Origin of the sequence: Bradyrhizobium sp. RDM12 (assembly GCF_051917485.1) — a bacterium.
GTDB lineage: Bacteria > Pseudomonadota > Alphaproteobacteria > Rhizobiales > Xanthobacteraceae > Bradyrhizobium.
Genome location: NZ_CM133064.1, coordinates 2362861 through 2381244 on the forward strand (window position 1 = coordinate 2362861; position 18384 = coordinate 2381244).

Annotated in this window: 17 protein-coding genes and 2 pseudogenes; 10 read left to right on the plus strand and 9 right to left on the minus strand. The window is 65.0% G+C overall.

All coding sequences use genetic code 11. The features are described from left to right. Positions 1-26 precede the first annotated feature (26 nt). Positions 27-719 (plus strand): response regulator transcription factor, encoded by a 693-nt coding sequence (locus tag ACTGJ9_RS11345; protein ID WP_456677129.1) that lies wholly within the window; start codon positions 27-29, stop codon positions 717-719. Beyond that, positions 706-1776, plus strand: coding sequence for a sensor histidine kinase (locus ACTGJ9_RS11350; RefSeq protein WP_456677130.1), 1071 nt, complete (start codon positions 706-708; stop codon positions 1774-1776). Before ACTGJ9_RS11345 ends, ACTGJ9_RS11350 begins: the two co-directional genes overlap by 14 nt. On the opposite strand, the gene ACTGJ9_RS11355 is transcribed toward ACTGJ9_RS11350, so the two are convergent. From ACTGJ9_RS11355 to ACTGJ9_RS11365, 3 genes are all read right to left on the minus strand, one after another. Beyond that, positions 1771-2142 (minus strand): response regulator transcription factor, encoded by a 372-nt coding sequence (locus ACTGJ9_RS11355; protein WP_456677131.1) that lies wholly within the window; start codon positions 2140-2142, stop codon positions 1771-1773. The two genes, ACTGJ9_RS11350 and ACTGJ9_RS11355, sit on opposite strands and share 6 nt — an antisense overlap. Further along, positions 2139-3005 carry a S1C family serine protease gene (locus ACTGJ9_RS11360; RefSeq protein WP_456677132.1) on the minus strand — a complete coding sequence of 289 codons (867 nt, stop codon included), beginning with the start codon at positions 3003-3005 and terminating at the stop codon, positions 2139-2141. The genes ACTGJ9_RS11355 and ACTGJ9_RS11360 overlap by 4 nt, the downstream gene beginning before the upstream one ends. Positions 3006-3207: 202 nt before the next feature. Next, positions 3208-3942, minus strand: a complete 735-nt coding sequence (locus ACTGJ9_RS11365) for a transporter (protein WP_456677133.1) — start codon at positions 3940-3942, stop codon at positions 3208-3210. A 208-nt stretch (positions 3943-4150) separates the two neighbouring features. On the opposite strand from ACTGJ9_RS11365, the gene ACTGJ9_RS11370 reads away from it, so the two are divergent. Beyond that, positions 4151-5026, plus strand: coding sequence for a dihydrodipicolinate synthase family protein (locus ACTGJ9_RS11370; RefSeq protein ID WP_456677134.1), 876 nt, complete (start codon positions 4151-4153; stop codon positions 5024-5026). Between the two features lie 246 nt (positions 5027-5272). After that, positions 5273-7597: a xanthine dehydrogenase family protein molybdopterin-binding subunit gene (locus ACTGJ9_RS11375; RefSeq protein ID WP_456677135.1), complete on the plus strand. Its 2325-nt coding sequence runs from the start codon at positions 5273-5275 to the stop codon at positions 7595-7597. Between the two features lie 119 nt (positions 7598-7716). On the opposite strand, the gene ACTGJ9_RS11380 is transcribed toward ACTGJ9_RS11375, so the two are convergent. Genes ACTGJ9_RS11380 through ACTGJ9_RS11390 form a run of 3 tightly spaced genes read right to left on the minus strand, consistent with a single transcriptional unit; the run spans position 7717 to position 10933 of the window. Then, positions 7717-8913 carry an acyl-CoA dehydrogenase family protein gene (locus ACTGJ9_RS11380; RefSeq protein WP_456677136.1) on the minus strand — a complete coding sequence of 399 codons (1197 nt, stop codon included), beginning with the start codon at positions 8911-8913 and terminating at the stop codon, positions 7717-7719. A gap of 15 nt (positions 8914-8928) precedes the next feature. Continuing rightward, entirely contained in the window at positions 8929-10077 is a 1149-nt protein-coding gene (locus ACTGJ9_RS11385; protein WP_456677137.1) for an acyl-CoA dehydrogenase family protein, read from the minus strand. A 4-nt stretch (positions 10078-10081) separates the two neighbouring features. Beyond that, positions 10082-10933: an enoyl-CoA hydratase gene (locus ACTGJ9_RS11390; RefSeq protein ID WP_456677138.1), complete on the minus strand. Its 852-nt coding sequence runs from the start codon at positions 10931-10933 to the stop codon at positions 10082-10084. Between the two features lie 172 nt (positions 10934-11105). Here ACTGJ9_RS11390 and ACTGJ9_RS11395 point away from each other — a divergent pair, with 172 nt between their 5' ends. The 3 genes and pseudogenes from ACTGJ9_RS11395 to ACTGJ9_RS11405 all read left to right on the plus strand — a co-directional run bounded on the left by ACTGJ9_RS11395 (position 11106) and on the right by ACTGJ9_RS11405 (position 13245). Beyond that, positions 11106-11714 (plus strand): LemA family protein, encoded by a 609-nt coding sequence (locus ACTGJ9_RS11395; RefSeq protein ID WP_456677139.1) that lies wholly within the window; start codon positions 11106-11108, stop codon positions 11712-11714. Between the two features lie 138 nt (positions 11715-11852). After that, a complete protein-coding gene (locus tag ACTGJ9_RS11400; protein WP_456677140.1) occupies positions 11853-12743 on the plus strand; it encodes a TPM domain-containing protein in 891 nt (296 codons plus the stop codon). A 2-nt stretch (positions 12744-12745) separates the two neighbouring features. Continuing rightward, positions 12746-13245 (plus strand): annotated as a pseudogene (locus ACTGJ9_RS11405) (TPM domain-containing protein). 110 nt (positions 13246-13355) lie between these two features. Here the strand turns inward: ACTGJ9_RS11405 and ACTGJ9_RS11410 are convergent. After that, the gene (locus ACTGJ9_RS11410) at positions 13356-14168 is read right to left on the minus strand and encodes an MBL fold metallo-hydrolase (RefSeq protein WP_456677141.1); all 813 of its coding nucleotides are present in this window, start codon (positions 14166-14168) and stop codon (positions 13356-13358) included. Further along, the gene (locus tag ACTGJ9_RS11415) at positions 14165-14536 is read right to left on the minus strand and encodes a Crp/Fnr family transcriptional regulator (protein WP_456677142.1); all 372 of its coding nucleotides are present in this window, start codon (positions 14534-14536) and stop codon (positions 14165-14167) included. The genes ACTGJ9_RS11410 and ACTGJ9_RS11415 overlap by 4 nt, the downstream gene beginning before the upstream one ends. A gap of 282 nt (positions 14537-14818) precedes the next feature. Here ACTGJ9_RS11415 and ACTGJ9_RS11420 point away from each other — a divergent pair. From ACTGJ9_RS11420 to ACTGJ9_RS11430, 3 genes and pseudogenes are all read left to right on the plus strand, one after another. Continuing rightward, positions 14819-15816 (plus strand): annotated as a pseudogene (locus ACTGJ9_RS11420) (hypothetical protein). 94 nt (positions 15817-15910) lie between these two features. Continuing rightward, complete coding sequence (locus tag ACTGJ9_RS11425) at positions 15911-17461, plus strand: hypothetical protein (protein WP_456677143.1); 1551 nt, start codon at positions 15911-15913, stop codon at positions 17459-17461. Positions 17462-17478: 17 nt separating this feature from the next. Further along, complete coding sequence (locus ACTGJ9_RS11430; protein WP_177243364.1) at positions 17479-17643, plus strand: hypothetical protein; 165 nt, start codon at positions 17479-17481, stop codon at positions 17641-17643. Positions 17644-17652: 9 nt separating this feature from the next. Here ACTGJ9_RS11430 and ACTGJ9_RS11435 read toward each other — a convergent pair whose 3' ends face one another. Then, positions 17653-18300, minus strand: coding sequence for a glutathione S-transferase family protein (locus tag ACTGJ9_RS11435; RefSeq protein ID WP_456677144.1), 648 nt, complete (start codon positions 18298-18300; stop codon positions 17653-17655). Between the last annotated feature and the right edge of the window lie 84 nt (positions 18301-18384).

Here is an 18384-nt window from a genome sequence, read left to right on the forward strand (position 1 = left end):
GTGGCGATCGTCGCGCGGAGTTTGTCATGAGCGGAGGCCACCGTCGCATCCTGGTCGTCGAGGACGATCCAGAAACCGCAGGCCAGCTCGTCGGGGAACTGACGACCTCCGGCTACGATGTCGATCTCGCCGCAACGGGGCGAGAAGCGCTCAGTCACGGCGTCGCGCGCGACTACGCGGTGATCACGATCGACCGCATGCTGCCCGACATCGACGGCATCACCGTGATGCGGCAAATGCGTGACGATGGCGTTGCCGCGCCCTTCCTGATCATCTCCGCCCTCGGCGAGGTCGACGACCGCGTGCGCGGACTGCGCGCAGGCGGCGACGATTATCTCGTCAAACCGTTCTCCTTCGTCGAGCTGCTCGCGCGGCTCGAGGCGCTCGGTCGCCGCAGCGAGACCATCGCCAAGGAAACCATTTTGCGCGTCGGCGATCTCGCGGTCGATCTGATCGCGCGTAACGCCAGCCGCCGCGGCCGGAAGATTCCGCTGCTGCCGCGCGAGTTCCAGCTGCTCGAATATCTCGCGCGCAACGAGGGCCGCGTCGTGTCCCGCGCGATGCTGCTCCAGCACGTGTGGGACCTGCATTTCGACCCCTCCACCAACATCATCGACGTCTATGTCGGACGGGTCCGACGCAAGGTCGATGATGCCCAGGCTTATCCATTGATCCACACCATCCGCGGCATCGGATATTGCCTCCGTGCTCCTGGCTGACACGCTTCGGTCCTCGACCTTCCGCCTGGCGCTGATCGCGATCGCGATCTTCGGCCTGATCGTCGCGGCGATCATGGCGTATGTCTATTTCGGTACGCTCGCCTATGTGCGGAGCCGGGTCGGCGATATCGGCGACCACAGCGGCTTTGTCGCGATGCTCGAGCTCGCAATGATCGCGGTTGCCGTGCTGCTCGTGGTGCTGGCAGGCCTCGCCGCCGTGCTGGTGACGCGGCGCACAGTCGGACGAATCGAGGAGATCAACGCCACCAGCCGTGCCATCATGCTGTCCGGCCTCGACCGCCGCATTCCCCTGCGCGGCAGCAACGACGAATGGGACCGTGTGGCCGAAAATCTCAACCAGATGCTCGATCGCATCGAGACGCTGATGGGCGAGGTCAAGCAGGTCAGCGACAACGTCGCTCACGATCTGCGCACGCCGCTGACGCGGATGCGCGGCAGGCTGGAAAAGGCCTATCACGCTCCGCGCGAGGGCGAAGCCGATGCCGCGCTGATCGGCGACACCATCGCCGACCTCGATGCCGTGCTCGGCATGTTCGCCTCGATCACGCGGATCTCGGAGATCGAGACCCGCGCCCGCAGGCGCGCATTTCGCGCGCTCAATCTTGCCGAGATCGCCGGCGAGGTCGTCGAGCTCTACGACGCCGCCGCCGAGCAGGTCGCGACGCGCCTCAGTCTCGGCGGTGACCGTGAGATTGCCGTGACCGGCGATCGCGACCTGTTGTTCGATGCCATCGCCAACCTGGTCGACAACGCGATCAAGCATGGCCGCCCGGGCGGTAAGGTCATGGTGACCTGCCGCAACACCGGGGACGTCGCGACGATTGCCGTCGCCGATGATGGTCCGGGCATTGCCGCCGATCAGCACGATCACGTGTTCAAACGCTTCTACCGGCTCGAGCAGAGCCGCTATACGCCCGGCAACGGCCTGGGCCTGAGCCTGGTCGCGGCGGTGTCGCGCCTCCACGGCGCCGAGATCGCGCTGCATGACAACGCGCCGGGCCTGACGGTCCAGCTCAGCTTCCCGATCGCGCTATAGCTCGATCACGCCACGCCGCGCCGCATGCGCGACGGCATCGGTGCGGCCGGTGGCATCCAGCTTGTCGAGCAGCGAACCGACGTGGAATTTCACGGTGTGCACGGAGATGTTGAGCTGCCGCGCGATCATCTTGTTGGAGGCGCCTTCCGCCATCAATGCCAGCACGTCGAGCTCGCGCGGCGTCAGCGCGATGTCTTCCGGTATGACGCGCGGATCGCGCGCGACGACGCTCGCTGCGGCGGTCTCGCCGGGGGCGGCAAGACGAAGCCCCGCTACACTGCCGAGCAGCGTCGCGAGGCGGTCGGCCAGCGCAGGATCGTCGATCTGCAGGGACAGCACGATCTCGGGTGCGTTGTCCTCGCTCACGCCTCCGGCCTCTCGCCGATCGTGACCTTGAAGCTCGCCGGCTCGCCGCCGCGGCGGACCGCGACATCGACCACCTGGCCGACGCTCGCAGGTCCCAATGTTCGCAAGAGCGCGCGCACGCCGGAGAGCTTCTGGTCATTGACTGCCACGATCACGTCGCCCTGGCGGATGCCGGCTGTGGCCGCCGGACCAGCCTTGTCGACATTCATCACCATCGCGCCGACGCCGTCGTCGAGCCGCAGCGGCTGCAGTCCGAGCCCGAGATACCCGCGCGCGATGCGGCCGCGCGTCTCGAGCTGTGCGGCGACACGTTCGATCGTGGCCGTCGGGATCACCAGCACCCGCCGCGGACCCAAGACGGTCATGCCGAAAGCCTCGCCCGAGGCATCGAGGGCAAGGCCGCCCTCCTGGTTCGGCCGCAGGCGAACATCGAGCTCGATCCGCGCATCGATCTCGCCGCCGCGCAAGGAGCGCCAGCTCTTGCCTGAGACCGACACCATCCCGAGCGCCGCGTTCGGCGCATCGCGACTGGTGGCGACCACGACCGACAGCGCGCCGAGGCGAGGGACCGTTGCGGCCAGCTTGACCGGCGCGATGTTGGTGTCGGCGCGCAGCAGCGCGATATCGGTGGTGTGGTCGCGGCCGACGATGTTGGCAACAGTCGTGCTGCCGTCGGCGAGCACGATCCGGACGTCGCCCTCATCGGCCAGTGCCTCGTCGGCGGTCACGATCAGGCCGGGCTTCCAGACGAAGCCGGTTGAGCGGGCGCGATGCGAATGCACGGAGACGACGGACGGCGCGATGCGCGCCACGACATCCGCGAGCGCGGACGACAGTAAGGCGAGAGGAGTGAAATCGGTCATGGAAGGCTCCTGTAAGCTCTCCACAATCTGGGATGTAACGGGCCATTGCGAAACTGGCCGGGTGGCCAGTCCTCCCCAGGCCGCAACTGATGAACACATGATCGGGGGCCGCTCACGGGAACGTGTAGCAATTCGAACCTTGCGCCGATGCCGCTACTCCAGGAGCGAGCCAGCCGCGCGAGGCCGGAACGGTTCATTCCCGTCAATGCCGAAGCATCGGTCGCGCCGCCGTGCCGATGACGTTGTCCCAGCGGTAGGAATAGCCGACGCCGATGATGTAATCCGGCGAATTCCGGTTGAGGCCGAAGGCCAGGTGGAAATCGATCTGCTCGGTCCGGCTCAAGAGATAGCCGCCGCCGACATTGAGCAGCGCCGTGCTCGCGCCGCGTGACGGTGTGTCGCTGACATATTCCGCGAACAGCGCCAGCTTTTCGCTGATCTTCCGTTCGATCACGAAGGTCGCCTCGCTGGTCTGATGATTGGCGAGATCCGATGGGCGGAAGAAGCTCGTGAACATGCCGCTGATGCCCCAGCCGCCGGCGAGCTCGTACGACCAGGGGAATTGCAGATAGGGCTGAAAGCCTGTGCCGGTGATCCCCGGCGTGTCGGTCGGCAGGCCGACGCCGAACACCACCGAGAGGTTTGCGGGCTCAGGCAGTCCGCTGACCTGCCATTTCAGGCCGGGGGTGACATTGGTGAAACCGGTGTCGACCGTGCCGGTTAGCCGGCCGACATAGCTCGGCACATCAACCAGCACTTCGAGGCAGGGCGCGACGCCGAAGCGGAGACGGCTGTTGCTGCCGTCAAAGCCTTTGCCGGCGCTCTGGCCGGAGGCGTTGAGGCCGGTCTCGATCTGGATGCTGCCATCAGGCACGACCAGGCTGGAATTGGTCACGTCAGGACGATCGGTCGCGATCTCCGATTGCGGCGAGGGCATTCACCGGCCTGAGCCATGCCGGGACTCAGCGCGGCGGCAAGGAGGCCGACGCACCACAACGAAACCCGCCAACGTTGCAGGACCATTCCCAAAACCACAGATACGCTCTTCGAAAGCAGGTCGCTTGCTGGCAACAGGACCCCATGGTAGCAGGCGATGGATCGCGCGCCTGCCAGACAGGACTCAGCTCCTGGACTTTATTCCCGACATGACCGACTTTCGCGGTGTCTTTCCCTATCTGGTCTCGCCCGTCGGCACGGACGGCACGGTGCGAACGGATGTGCTCGCAAAGCTCTGTGACGATTTGATCGGCGCCGGCGTGCACGGTCTGACACCGCTCGGCTCGACCGGCGAGTTTGCCTATCTCAACGCCGCGCAGCGCATGGCGGTGGTGCAGACCACGATCGACGCTGCGCAGGGCCGCGTGCCTGTGGTTGCAGGCGTCGCGTCCACCTCGACGGCCGATGCAGTGGCACAGGCGCAGGCTTACGAGAGGCTTGGTGCCAACGGCATTCTGGCGATCCTTGAAGCCTACTTTCCGCTCGCGGATGCCCAAATCGAGTCTTATTTCCGCAGCATCGCGGATGCCGTGGACATTCCGGTCGTCATCTACACCAATCCGCAATTCCAGCGCTCGGACCTGAGCCTCGACACCATCGCGCATCTCGCCGAGCATCCCCGCATCGGCTACATCAAGGATGCCTCGACCAACACCGGGCGGCTGCTCTCGATCATGAACCGCTGCGGCGATCGCTTGCGCGTGTTCTCGGCCTCCGCCCACATCCCGGCCGCGGTGATGCTGATCGGCGGCCTCGGCTGGATGGCGGGACCGGCCTGCATCATCCCGCGCCAGAGCGTTGCGCTCTACGATCTCTGCCAGGCCGGCCGCTGGGACGAGGCCATGGCGCTCCAGCGCAGGCTGTGGCGCATCAACGAGGCCTTCGCGCGCTTCAGCCTCGCCGCCTGCATCAAGACCGGACTCGCGATCCAGGGCTATGACGTCGGCGATCCCATCCCGCCGCAGGCCCCTCTGACAGCCGACGCGCGCAAGATCGTGGAAGCGGCATTGCGAGAGCTTGATTAGCGATCCGTCATTCCCGACACGATCGGTGCTGTAGGGTGGGCAAGGCGTAGCGTGCCCACCATCTGATCGCGTCCGTCGACCGATGCTGGGCACGGCGCAAATGCGCCTTTGCCCATCCCTGCCGAATCGCAGACGCGGCGGCATGACGAAAACGTGGATATACCGCCTAAAACCGCGGCTGGTCTCGCATCGCTCGATCCGCTAAAAGGCAGCCCGAATTTCAAGAGACCCTGAGGACCCTGCGGAATGAACATTCTTCCCGGCAATTTGCGTTTCGGAGCGGGGCAGCCCGTCAAGCGTTTGGAAGACCAGCGGCTGCTCACCGGGAAGGGGCAATTCATCGACGACAAGCCGGAGGACGGCGCGCTGTGGTTGCACGTGCTGCGCTCGCCGCATGCCCACGCCAGGATCGTCTCGATCGACACCAGCGCCGCGGCGTCGATGGCTGGCGTCACCGCGATCTACACCGGCGCCGACCTGATCAAGGACGACGTCGGCACCATCCCGACCCTGAGCATCTTCAAGCGTCCCGACGGCAAGCCGATGACGGTGCCGCCGCGGCGGCTGCTCGCCCATGAGGTCGCGCGCTATACCGGCGAGGCGGTGGCGGCGGTGGTGGCTTCGTCGCGTGCGGAGGCACAGAGCGCGGCCGAATCGATCGTGGTCGAATACGACGTGCTGCCCGCCGTGGTCGATCCCGTCGAAGCCGCGAAATCCGGCGCGCCCGTGGTGTGGCCTGAGGCGCCCGACAACATCGTCGGCGCGATGAGCTATGGCGACGCCGCCAAGGTGGACGAGGCCTTCGCCAAGGCCGCGCACACGGTCGAGCTCGATCTCGTCAGCCAGCGCCTCGTACCCTCAGCGATGGAGCCCCGCTCGACCATTGCCGAGATCGACAAGACCACCGGCCGTCTCCTCCTGCACGTGCAGTCGCAGACGCCGGCTTCCACCCGCGACGTACTGGCCGAAGCCGTGCTGAAGCGTCCCAAGGACAGCGTCCGCGTGCTGGTCGGCGACATCGGCGGCGGTTTTGGCCAGAAGACCAATCTCTATCCGGAAGACGGCATCGTCGCCTTTGCCGCGACCAAGCTGAACAGGAAGATCCGCTGGCGCGGCGACCGCACCGACGAATTCGTCGGTGGCACCCATGGCCGCGACCTCACCTCGACGGCGTCCTTCGCGCTGGACGACAAGGGCAAGGTGCTGGCCTATCGCGTCACCTCGATCGGCTGCACCGGCGCGTACTCCTCGGGTGCGGCCAATATCATCCCGCTTGTGCTCGGGCCGTTCGTGCAGACCGGCGTCTACGACCTGCCGCTGGTGCATTTTGAGGTCAAGTCGGTGATGACGCACACAGCACCGGTCGGTGCCTATCGTGGTGCCGGTCGTCCGGAAGCCGTCTTTATCGTCGAGCGCCTGTTCGACGCTGCCGCGCGAAAAATCGGCATGGATCCGCGCGCGATCCGCAAAGCGAACTACATCAAGCCGGCGCAGCTGCCCTATACCAACGCCGCCGGTCAGGTGTACGATTCCGGCGCCTTCGCCCACATGCTCGATCGCGCGGTCAAACTCGCCGACTGGGACGGCTTTGCCGCACGCAAGAAGGCCGCGAAGAAGAAGGGCCTGCTCTACGGCCGCGGTCTCACCTCCTACATCGAATGGACCGGCGGCCGCGCCCATACCGAGAAGGTCAGCCTGCATGCGACCTCGCAAGGTCGGGTCGTGCTGCATTCCGGCACCATGGCGATGGGGCAGGGGCTGCAGACCACCTACACCCAGATGATCTCCGACACGCTCGGTATCCCCATGGACAAGATCGACGTCGTCCAGGGCGATACAGATCTCGCGATGGGTTTTGGCAGCGTCGGCTCGCGCTCGCTGTTCGTCGGCGGCACCGCCGTGGCGGTCTCCTCCAACGATCTGATCCAGAAGGCGCGCGAGAGGGCGGCGAACGTGCTGGAGACCTCGGTTGAGGATATCGAGTACCAAGGCGGCATGCTCACCGTGGTCGGCACCGATCGCCGCATCAGCCTGTTCGACATCGCCGAGAAGGAGAGTGGCGCAAAACTCAGCGTCGATTCCGAAGGCGAGGTCGATGGTCCCAGCTGGCCCAACGGCACGCATATCTGCGAGGTCGAGATCGACCCGGAGACCGGCGTGTCCAAGGTCGTGCGCTACACGACCGTCGACGACGTCGGTGTGGCCGTGAACCCGATGCTGGTGACCGGTCAGATCCATGGCGGCGTCGCGCAGGGCATCGGTCAGGCGCTGTATGAGGGTGTCTCCTATGATGCCGACGGCCAGCTCCTGACCGCAAGCTATCAGGACTATTGCATCCCGCGCGCCGATGACGTCCCGCCGATCGTGGTGACGCTCGACGATTCCGCGCCCTGCCGCACCAATCCGCTCGGCGCCAAGGGCTGCGGCGAGTCCGGCGCCATCGGCGGCCCGCCTTGTGTCACGAACGGCGTGATGGACGCGCTGGCCGAACTCGGCATCACCCAGCTGAATACACCGCTGACCCCGCAGAAGATCTGGAAGGCGATCAAGGACGCGAGGGCGGGCGCCTAGGCACAGCGTCGGAATGGCTGCGCAGGCTGCCGCCGCACTCTCCGCTGTCGTCCCGGATCGGCGCTCCGCCTCGCTGCGCTTGTCCGGGACGACGGCCAACAATGAAGCACTGACGTGGGCTAAATCCCCAACATCATCTTCGCGATGATGTCACGCTGGATCTCCGACGTGCCGCCGAAGATCGTGTAGGCCCGGCCGTTGAGATATTCCGGCACCATCGTCAGCATGTCTTCCGGCAGCGCCGGCTCGTGGTTGAGCTTGTAGAGCGGGCGCATCGGCTCGACGGCGAGCGCATCGTGGCCGATCACGTCGACGCCGAGCCGCGTCACGGCTTGCCGGATCTCGCTGTTGCGCAGCTTCAGGATGGACGATACCGCGCCGGGATTCTGTCCGGTCTGCAGCGCCGAGAGGACGCGCAGCTCCGTCATCTCCAGCGCGTCGATGTCGACCTCGACCTCCGAGATGCGGGACGCGATGTCAGGACTGTCGATCGCGCGTCCCGTGAGATCGGACTCCGCCAGCTCAGTGATGGCGCGCAGCCCTTCGCGCAGCTTGGCCGACGCAATGCCGGAGCCGCGCTCGAACTCGAGCAGATATTTGCCGTAAGTCCAGCCCTTGCCTTCGTCGCCGACGCGGTTGGTGACGGGTACGCGCACGTCGTCGAAGAAGACCTGGTTGACCTCATGGTCGCCGCCAATGGTGAGGATGGGCCGCGTCGTGATCCCCGGCGTTGTCATGTCGATCAGGATGAAGCTGATGCCGTCCTGCTGCCGCGGCCCGTCGCTGGTGCGCACCAGCGCGAACATGCGGTTGGCGTGGTGCGCATGCGTGGTCCAGATTTTTGTGCCGTTGATGATGTAGTCGTTGCCGTCGCGCACCGCGCGCGTCTTCAGCGAGGACAGATCGGAGCCGGAGCCCGGCTCGGAATAGCCTTGGCACCAATAATCCTCGCCGGAGAGAATGCGCGGCAGATAAAAATTCCTCTGCTCGGGCGAGCCGAAGCCGATGATGACGGGCCCGACCATCTTCACGCCCATCACGTTGACATTCGGCACACCCGCACGCGCGGACTCGGTCTCAAAAATCCAGCGCTGTGCCGGCGTCCAGTCCGGGCCGCCATATTCGACCGGCCAGCCCGGTGCACCCCAGCCCTGCTTGTGCAGCGCGCGCTGCCAGGCCATGCCGATACCGGGATCGGAGAACACCGATGGCGTCAGCGCCGTGGCGCGCTTCATTTCCTCCGTGAGATTTTTAGCGATGAAGCCACGCACCTCGTCCTGGAAGGCGCGTTCCTCGGCACTGAACGACAGGTCCATGATGCGCTCCTCGTGTCAGGCGGATTGGGTGGTGCGGCCAAGCTGGGCGTGGCGGCTATAGTGATGCGCGCTGCCGCCGAACAGGGTGTCGAAGGCGACGAGCCGCTTGAAATAGGCGCCGACCTCGAGTTCCTCGGTGACGCCCATGCCGCCGTGAAGCTGGATCGATTGCTCGCCGACGAAGCGGGCGCATTTGCCGATCTTCGCCTTCGCAGCTGAAGCGGCGCGGGCGCGCGCGACCGGCGGATCATCGGCCTTTAGCGCGGCGCGCAGCGCCATCGAACGGGCTTCGTCGACCTGGATCGCCATGTCGGCGAGGCGATGGCGGATCACCTGGTTGGCGGACAGCGGACGGCCGAACTGTTTTCTGATCTTGGTGTACTCAAGCGTGGTGTCGAGCAGCGTCTGCATGATGCCGACAGCTTCCGCCCCGAGCGCGGCCATGGCGCGATCGACGGCCCATTCAATCGCCGGCAGCGCGTCCTTGCCGTCGCCGAGCAGCGTATCCTCCGTCAGCTGCACGTCGGAGAGTTCGATGTTGCAGGCGCGTCCGCCGCCGAGGCGCGGATAGTCGGAGATCGAAAGGCCCGGCGTCATTGCCGGCACCAGAAACAGGCCGATCCGCCCCGATGGTCCCTGATGATCATGCACTCGCGCGGAGACGATGATTTTATCGGCGGCGTGGCCGTCGAGCACGGCGATCTTGCTGCCGGTGAGGCGCCAGCCTTGTGCCGTCTTGTTTGCGGTGGTCGCGACCCTGGCAAGATCGAACCGCGCGGCGCGCTCGGAATGCGCAAACGCAAGTTTCAACGATCCGTCCGCGATCTTGGGCAGGCTGGCCTGCTTCTGCGCCTCGCTGCCGCACTTCTCGATCAGTGCAGCCCCGAGCACGATCGTTGCAATGTACGGCTCCGACACGAGCCCACGGCCAAACGCTTCCATCAAAATGCCGATCTCGATCGGGCTGCCGCCGAGCCCGTCAAACTCCTCCGGAATCGGCAGCGCCAGCCAGCCGAGTCCAGCGAACTGCTTCCACACCGCCGGGCTGTAGCCGTGCGGATCGTTGGCCGTCTTGCGACGGTGGTCGGCATCGTAGCTCTCGGCCACGAAGCGCTCCGCGCTCTCCCGCAGCAGCCGTTGCTCGTCGCTGAGATTGAGATCCATATCCTTACTCCGCGGCCGCCGGCTTGCGCACGGAGGGATGCAGTCCGGACGGATCGACCACCATGCCGAACTCCTGAAGATTGTGGGCGTGACAGAGCTGATGCAGCGCAAAAGCCTGGTCGATCGCGGCGGGCTGGCCCATTACGTCGACGGAGCGGTTCACGGCCTCCTTGGTCAGCTTGAGTGCAAAGGACGGTTTTGATGCGATCCTGCGCGCCAGCTCCAGCACCCGGGCTGTCAACTCCGCGCGCGGCACGACCTGGCTCACCATGCCGAGCCGGTGCGCCTCCTCGGCGCTCCAGCTGTCCGCCGTGAACAGAAATTCCTTGGCCTTGCGCGGGCCCAGCTCCCAGGGATGCACGAACCATTCGACGCCGCACACGCCCATCGTGACGACGGGGTCGCAGAACTCCGCGTCGTCGCTCGCAACGATCAGATCGCAGGCCCAGGCCAGCATCAACCCGCCGGCGATGCACTTGCCGTGTACTTCGGCGATCACGGGCTTGGCGAGGTTGCGCCAGCGCCGCGTGATCTGGAGATAGATTTCCTGCTCGCGCGCGAAGCGGCCGTGCGCATTGGGCTCGGCAAAGCCGCCCCAATTTCCAATCGGCGGAAAATCGACGCCTGCGGCATTCTTGGCGCCGGGGCGCAGATCGTGTCCCGACGAGAAATGCGGCCCGTTGCCCGCAAGGATGATCACCTTGACCGCGTCGTCCTGGACCGCCGCGTCGAAGGCGGCGTTGAGGTCGTAGGTCATTTGCAGGTTCTGCGCGTTGCGTGCGTCGGGCCGGTTCATCACGATCCGGGCAATCGCCGGCTCCGGCCGCTCCACGAGGATGGTCTCGAATGAGGACATGGCGCGCTCCCCTGTATTTTTCGTCTTGTTTGCTTCGAGTTGACTATGTCGGCCGATGATAGGCAAGAGGCTTGCGTCAGCCGGCTGCTTTTCGCGCCGTCCGTGCGGGATAGCTGGCGCGGCGCGCGCTCAATCTGGTAGTTTGCACCCGATTCCACCGGGAGAAATTTTGATGCGCAAGATCCTGACCGTACTGGCAGCGCTGGCCTCGCTCAGCCTCACCAATTGCGGCTACAACGCGATCCAGAGCGAGGACGAGCAGATCAAGGCCAACTGGTCCGAGGTGGTGAACCAGTATCAGCGCCGCGCCGACCTCGTGCCCAATCTCGTCAACTCGGTGAAGGGCTTTGCGCAGCAGGAGAAGGACGTGCTGCTCGGCGTCACCAATGCCCGCGCCAAGGTCGGCAGCATCCAGGCGACGCCGGAGGTGTTGAACGATCCATCCGCTTTCCAGAAATTCCAGGCCGCGCAAGGCGAGCTCTCCAGCGCATTGTCACGGCTCCTTGTGGTCACGGAAAATTATCCGCAGCTCAAGTCGGACGCCCTGTTCAAGGATCTGATGTCGCAGCTCGAGGGCACCGAAAACCGCATCACGGTCGCGCGCAACCGCTACATCAAATCGGTGCAGGACTATAACGTCACCGTCCGATCATTCCCGAACAACCTCACCGCGATGATGTTCGGCTACAAGGAGAAGCCGAATTTCTCGGTCGAGAACGAGAAAGAAATCTCGACCGTGCCGAAGGTCGATTTCAATCCGACCCCCGCGCCGTCGAAGTAAGCGCGCGTCATTTTGCGAATGCGCTTCGCCCCACCCACCACTGTCATTCCCCGCGAAGACGGGGAATCCGGTACGCCGCGGCCTCTCCGCATCTCGCCGGCGTCTCTGGGGTACTGGGTCGCCCGGTCAAGCCGGGCGATGACGGTTACGCTGTGGCGAGCGGTAGTCGTGCTCGCGCTCGTCCTTGGCTGGGCGTTCCCCGCCTCAGCCGATGTCGCCGTGCCGCAGCTCACCGGCCGCGTGGTCGACCGGACGGGCACGTTGTCGAGCAGTGACATTGCCGCCCTGTCGCAAAAGCTCAGCGATTTCGAAACGCGGAAGGGCAGCCAGATCGCAGTGCTGATCGTGCCAACCACGGACCCGGAGACGATCGAGCAGTTCTCGATCCGCGTTGCGGAGGCCTGGAAGATCGGCCGCAAGAAGGTCGATGACGGCGCGATCCTGGTCGTTGCCAAGAACGACCGGCATCTGCGCATCGAGGTCGGCTACGGCCTCGAAGGCGCGCTCACCGACGTCACCTCGCGGCGGATCATCGACGAGGTGATCACGCCAAAATTCAGGGACGGTGATTTCGCCGGCGGCATCTCGGCCGGCGTCGAGCGGATGATGCGCGTCGTCGACGGCGAGCCACTGCCGGTTCCCTCGCGCACCGTGAATTTCGCCAATCTGGACGAGATCGGGCCGCTCGCCCCGGTCGTCCTGTTTGCCTCGCTCATTGTCGGCGGCTTCCTGCGCGCGCTGCTGGGGCGGTTGCTGGGTTCGGTCGCCACGGGCAGCGTGATCGCCATCCTGGCGTTGCTTATCATCGGATCGGCTGGGATTGCCTTGCTCGCCGGGATCATCGGTTTCGTGCTATCCTTCATCGCTGATCTGTTTCCGGCATCGACCGGGTCGTCGCGCGGCGGTTCGTGGTCGAGCGGTTCTTCGTCGGGAGGCAGCTGGAGCAGCGGATCATCGTCCAGTGACAGCGGCGGCTTCAGCGGAGGCGGCGGCAGCTTCGGTGGCGGCGGCGCCTCGGGGAGCTGGTAGTCATGAGTATCGGGCGCATCGTCAGGCATCTCGTCCAGCACCATTGGCGTGCGAGGCAGGTGTTTCCGCAAAGCCTGCTCGACCGCATCGAGCAGGCCATCAAGCAAAGCGAAGCGACGCATTCCGGTCAGGTCCGCTTTGTCGTCGAAGGCGCGCTCGACGGCCGTCCGCTGTTTCGCAATCAGCATGCTCGCGAGCGCGCGCTCGACGTGTTCTCGCATTTGCGGATCTGGGACACCGCGAACAATAACGGCGTGCTGCTCTACCTGCTGCGCTCGCCGACCGCGACGTCGAGATCATCGCCGACCGTGGCATCGACGCGAAGGTGGGCGCGGCAGGGTGGGAAAGCATCTGCCGCGCGATGGAGGTGGAGTTCAGGGCCGGCCAGTTCGAACGCGGCGTGATCGATGGTATCGCGGCGGTGTCGCGGGAGTTCGCCAAGCATTACCCGCCGGGCGGCCCGCATCCGAACGAGCTGCCGGACAAACCGATGGTGATGTAGCCCCAAGTCTGTCCGCTCACTCCGTCATTGCGAGCGCAGCGAAGCAATCCAGACTGTCACCGCGGAGAGACTCTGGATTGCTTCGTCGCTTCGCCCCTCGCAATGACGGATCAATCATCCAGCTTGTTCAGATCCCGCACCGACTGCATGATCGGCTCGAAGTTCGAGCGTGCGTCCAGCGCGTCGAACAATTGCGCGGTGTCCTCCAGCAGGCCGTGCGATCGCGCAATGGCAATGCGCACGTCGTCCTGCGGCGTGTCCGACAGCCGTCCGTGCCCTGACAGCAGGAGTTTCGTATCCAGCCCCTTGATGCGTTCCAGCGACTGGATGTAGTCGGAGATGCTGCCGGAGCCGAATACGCCGCCCATCACGCCGCCCGGCATCAGGGTGTCTGCGGCGAACAACAGGCCCTTGTCCTGGTCGAACAGCGTGATGCAGGCTGAGGTATGGCCCGGCGTGTACATCACGTTGAGGCGGAAATTGCCGAGGTCGATCAGATTGCCTTCCTCGAGCCAGATGTCGATATTGATTGGCACATTCGGCTCGTTGAACATCTTGCGGAGCATGGAAAAGTCGTCGCGCAGCATGATCTTGTTGGCGGCGAGCCGATGGGCGACGACCAAGGTGCGGCGTTCGTTGAAGTGCCAGGCGGCGCCGATATGGTCGAGATGCTCGTGGCTCAGCACCACCATGTCGATCTTCTCCGGTGGGCAGCCGGCGAAATTCAGGCATTCGACCATCGCCGGATAGTTCGAGGACAGACCGACGTCGATCAGGATGGTGCGCGCCGAGCCGCGCACCAGATAGGCATTGGCGGCGCGGTTGGCGAAGCGGATCTGGTAGACGTCGTCGGCCGCCTGGATCAGGGAGCAGACATCGTTCTTCATCAGGATCGGGAATGATGTAGGCTTGCGATCGCTCATGATTGCGCTGCCCGGTAGACCACGGCGTTGGACGCGCGCAGGCGTTTCGAAAGCGCGTCCATCACCATCAGCGCGAACGCCGGCTGCTGGCTGACGAGATAGACGAAGCGGGCGTGGTTGATGCGCATCACTTTCGTGTTCGGCGCCGATGCGATCGCCGTTGCGGAGCGGGCCGAGCCGTCGATCACCGCCATCTCGCCGAAGAACTCGCCCTTGCCGAGCTTGACAATGCTGGTCTTGCGCGCGCCGTCGAGCTTGACGATCTCGACCTCGCCGTCGAGCACGACGAACAGTTCACGACCGGTCGAGCCTTCCTCGAAGATCACCTCATCGACGGCAAACGCGTTGATGCATTTCTCGATCGTCATGGCACCCCCAAACGCCTTCTGGCTGACGGGACGGCCCATGTTAGCCGGGGAACAGTGACGGGCAAACAACCCCTTCGGCTAAGCCGGAGCGCCTTGCCGCCGGTCAGTATCGGCTGACAAATTGTTGCACGCGGCCACGCCGGTTCCACGTTCCCGACCCAATTCGGCCTCGGAGGAGTTCCTAAAATTTCGGTAAGCGGGTCCCGGGGTAAGGAATTCGCAAGCAATGAAAGTTACCAAAAAGTCAACCTGGACTGGAGTATTTGAGCCGTGAGCGAACCAATGCCCGAACTGGCCGGACGAGAGACGCGTGACCGGACCGGCGCCGCCGACGCCGCTGCGCCGCAGGCCCTCGACGCTGCCGCCGGCATCGAGGCCCCCTCGATCGCCCCCGACCACGAGACGCCGCCCAAAGCGGACGAGCCGCCAAGGATCGAGGCTTCACGGATCGAGGTCCCGAAATTCGAAGCCAAGGCGGGTGCTACGGCTGACGTCAAGGCTGAAATCAAGCCCGAGCCCAAACCCGGCAAGCTCATCGTGATGGCGCCCTCTGAGCGGTCCTGGGACCGCGAAGAGTTGCTCCGCACGTGAAGGCGGACGAGGTGCGCGACGCCGGCAACAAGCGCCGCCTGTCGGCGATGGCCGCGGTGGTGGCGATCGCGGCCTGCGTCGGCGCCGTCAGTGGTGCGCTCGCGACCGCCGGCATGATGCATTTCGCCAGCCCCGCGCCGGCACAACTGGCCGATACCAGTGCGCTGGACGCGTCGGTCTCGCGGATCGATGCCGACCTCGTCGCGCTCAAGGCCAATGTCGAGCACATCTCCAAGACGGGCCTCAGCCAATTCAACCGGGCCAACGACCGTCTCGACAAGCTCGAGAAGGCGCAGGCCGAGCCGATGGCCAAGATCGCAAAGCTGTCCGAGACCGTCGACAAGCTCCGCACCACGCCGCCCGCCGCTCCCGCGCAGGCCGCAGCCGCCGCGCCGGTGAAGGAGACCACAGGCTCGATCGCGCCGGCTCCGGCCCAGGTCGCGACCGCCGCCGCTGTCCCGGCTCCGGCGCCCGCCGCACCGAAGACCGAGGTCGGCCGCCTGCCGACGATTGACGGCTGGAGGCTCCGCGACGTCGCCAATGGCGGCGCGCTGATCGAGGGCCGGGGTGGGCTGTACGAGGTCTATGCCGGCGATCCCATCCCCGGGCTCGGCCGCGTCGATGCGATCCGCCGCCAGGATGGCCGATGGGTGGTCGTCACCGCCAAGGGCCTGATCGTCGCGCGCTAAGCGGCCGATATTCGACTTTTCAAAGAGGCGCTTCACCACCGCGTGAAGCGCCTTTTTACTTGAATAGGCTGTCACGCGCGGTGTTACTGGAGGCATGAGCCGCGCGCTGCGAATTTTTCTGGCTGCCATTCTGTTGTTAGGCGGCATCATGCCGCTCTCGGCGGCGGAGACCACGCCGCTTGCGCGCGGCACCGCGATCATCGATCCCGATCTCCTCCGCAAGCTCGATCAGAGCGATGCCCTGTCGATTTCCCGCCTGCTGCAGCCTGAGCGAAACGCGCATGTTCCGCTGACCAGCGATCTGCTGTTCGCCTCGCTGCCGCAGCTGAAGGCGATTCCGCCGGCGATCGATGCGGAGTTCGATTACTACATCGCACAGCACAAGGCGACCTCGCCAACCGAGACCATTGGCGTCGGCGAAGGCTTCGACGTCCAGCTGTTCGATCGTGCCGCGCTGAAATCCCCCGACACGCGCTTCGTGCTGGCCGGCATCGTCAACCGCATGGACCGCGCCTATGTCTCGGAAGAGCAATGCGGCGAGATACGGCTGATCTATCGGCTGGCGCGGTTCGAGGCCAGGCCGGACGGCAGCACCACCGCGACACGCTTGCCGATGACGTTCAATCTGGTGATGAAGGCGCGCGATGCACGTCAGACGGATGGCAGCGGCAGGCCCGTCACCTGCGCCGAGGTCGCGCGGCGCTGGCTGGACCATGGCGATTGGCAAGGGCTGATCGGCAGCCGCACTGTTCCCGATGACGCGATGATCGATCGCATCGAGACCAACATCCAGATCTCGATCGCACCGAAATCGGCGCTGCACGATTTCCGCTCCGACTATCTGCTCAAGGTGTTCAAATACGATGCCGCGACCAGGACGTTCGAGGAATCGACGCTGGAGAACCAGATCGACCGAGATCGCATCCTGGCCGATGATGCGCTCCGGCGCGACTTCAAGGCCTGGCTGCTTGCGCCTGCAAATCTTCGCGAGTTCGATCGCGGCACCGTGCTGGTCCCCGAGAAATTTCTCGCCAAGGCCGCCGTGGTGCCGACACCTGCGGGCCTCGACGCCTCGGCGCTGCAGCCGGAGTTCGGCTTGATGCAAGGGGAAGAAGGAGGCGAGGGCAAGAGCGATCCCGTGTTCACCGACAACGACGTCGTCGGCGCGTTGAAGCAGGCTGCGGCACGCGGCATCACCATGGAGAACATCCGCTCGGTCGCGGGCTTCCAGCGCCGGCTCAACGACGTTACCTGCTCGGGCTGTCATCAGACCCGCGGCATCGGCGGCTTCCATTTCCCGGGCGTGGACTGGTTTACGGACAAGCCGTCGAACTCCACCATCGTGCCGGCCTCGCCGCATTTTGTCGGCGATCAGCTCCGCCGCCGCGACATCCTGACCGCTTTTGCCGCTGGCAAACGCCCTGATTTCTCACGCGGATTTGCCGGCCGGCCGCAGACCCGGGGCAGCCGGGAGCTCGCCGGCACCGAATATCAGGACGGCTGGGGCGCCCATTGTTCTCTGCAAAACCAGGGATCGGGAACGCCGGATAAGAGTTTTACGTCATGGACCTGTGCTAAAGGTCTCACCTGTCAGGCCGCCGCGGCCTCGAGCCGCATTGGCATGTGCTTCATCAAGACGCGCTAAACCGATCGGGATGATCCATGACGGACACCAGCGACGCCAACAAGGAGCGCAATCGCGAGATCGCGCGCAATGAGGAAGCCAAACAGGTCACCGGTAGCATCCGCGTCAGCACCTGGGCTGTCGCGGTGGTCGTCATCATCGGCGGCATCCTGTTCACGCTCGGCTGGCTGGCGCTGCGATAGCCGCGGGCCTTACTTCGCGTAGTTCGTCATCCGCTTTCCCGGAAGCAGCTCATAGGCGGGCTTCCAGCCCGGCAGCGCGGCCATGCGGCCGAGCCAGGCGTGGATGGCGGGATGGCTCGCCGCGAAATCGAAACCGTGCTCGTCGCTCGGATAATGCAGATAGGCCATCATCGAGATATCGGCCACGGTCGGCCTGGTGCCGATCGCAAAAGTATTGTGCTGGAGATGTCCGTCGAGAATGCCGAGGAAGTCCTCCAGCCGGCGGCGAAAGTGCTTCAACACCTGCGGATCGTTGTTCTCGGTGAAGGCGCGCATGAAGCGATAGGTCGCCATGTAGCCGGTGAGCTTGTGGTTGTCCCAGAACAGCCAGCGCAGCAGCTCGAACTTTTCGTCCTCTGTCTCGGCGCCGAAACGGCCATATTGCTCGGCAAGCTTGAGCAGCAGCGGCGCGGTCTGCGTCATCTTCACGCCGTCGACCTCGAGCACGGGAATCTCGCCCATCTCGTTGACGGCCTTGCGCCACTCCGCCGTGCGTGTGACGCCGCCGCCAAAGTCGGTCCAGACCGGCTCGAACGTCTCGCCGCAAAGCGCGAGCATCAGCGCCAGCTTGTAGCTGTTGCCGGATTCGGGGAAGTAGTGCAGGCGATAGCTGGGCATGAGACCTCACGCGGCGCGATGTTGCCGTGAGTTATAGCGAGATCGTCCGGCGCCGTCCTTGCGAGCGCAGCGAAGCAATCCAGC

Excerpts from the sequence above, each read along its gene's own strand:
- ACTGJ9_RS11375 (WP_456677135.1), top strand. The coding sequence starts at position 5,273 with ATGAACATTCTTCCCGGCAATTTGCGTTTCGGAGCGGGGCAGCCCGTC.
- ACTGJ9_RS11430 (WP_177243364.1), top strand. The coding sequence starts at position 17,479 with ATGACGGACACCAGCGACGCCAACAAGGAGCGCAATCGCGAGATCGCG.
- ACTGJ9_RS11370 (WP_456677134.1), top strand. The coding sequence starts at position 4,151 with ATGACCGACTTTCGCGGTGTCTTTCCCTATCTGGTCTCGCCCGTCGGC.
- ACTGJ9_RS11435 (WP_456677144.1), bottom strand. The coding sequence starts at position 18,300 with ATGCCCAGCTATCGCCTGCACTACTTCCCCGAATCCGGCAACAGCTAC.
- ACTGJ9_RS11425 (WP_456677143.1), top strand. The coding sequence starts at position 15,911 with ATGAGCCGCGCGCTGCGAATTTTTCTGGCTGCCATTCTGTTGTTAGGC.
- ACTGJ9_RS11400 (WP_456677140.1), top strand. The coding sequence starts at position 11,853 with ATGACGGTTACGCTGTGGCGAGCGGTAGTCGTGCTCGCGCTCGTCCTT.
- ACTGJ9_RS11410 (WP_456677141.1), bottom strand. The coding sequence starts at position 14,168 with ATGAGCGATCGCAAGCCTACATCATTCCCGATCCTGATGAAGAACGAT.
- ACTGJ9_RS11390 (WP_456677138.1), bottom strand. The coding sequence starts at position 10,933 with ATGTCCTCATTCGAGACCATCCTCGTGGAGCGGCCGGAGCCGGCGATT.
- ACTGJ9_RS11345 (WP_456677129.1), top strand. The coding sequence starts at position 27 with ATGAGCGGAGGCCACCGTCGCATCCTGGTCGTCGAGGACGATCCAGAA.
- ACTGJ9_RS11365 (WP_456677133.1), bottom strand. The coding sequence starts at position 3,942 with ATGCCCTCGCCGCAATCGGAGATCGCGACCGATCGTCCTGACGTGACC.
- ACTGJ9_RS11395 (WP_456677139.1), top strand. The coding sequence starts at position 11,106 with ATGCGCAAGATCCTGACCGTACTGGCAGCGCTGGCCTCGCTCAGCCTC.
- ACTGJ9_RS11360 (WP_456677132.1), bottom strand. The coding sequence starts at position 3,005 with ATGACCGATTTCACTCCTCTCGCCTTACTGTCGTCCGCGCTCGCGGAT.
- ACTGJ9_RS11415 (WP_456677142.1), bottom strand. The coding sequence starts at position 14,536 with ATGACGATCGAGAAATGCATCAACGCGTTTGCCGTCGATGAGGTGATC.
- ACTGJ9_RS11385 (WP_456677137.1), bottom strand. The coding sequence starts at position 10,077 with ATGGATCTCAATCTCAGCGACGAGCAACGGCTGCTGCGGGAGAGCGCG.
- ACTGJ9_RS11380 (WP_456677136.1), bottom strand. The coding sequence starts at position 8,913 with ATGGACCTGTCGTTCAGTGCCGAGGAACGCGCCTTCCAGGACGAGGTG.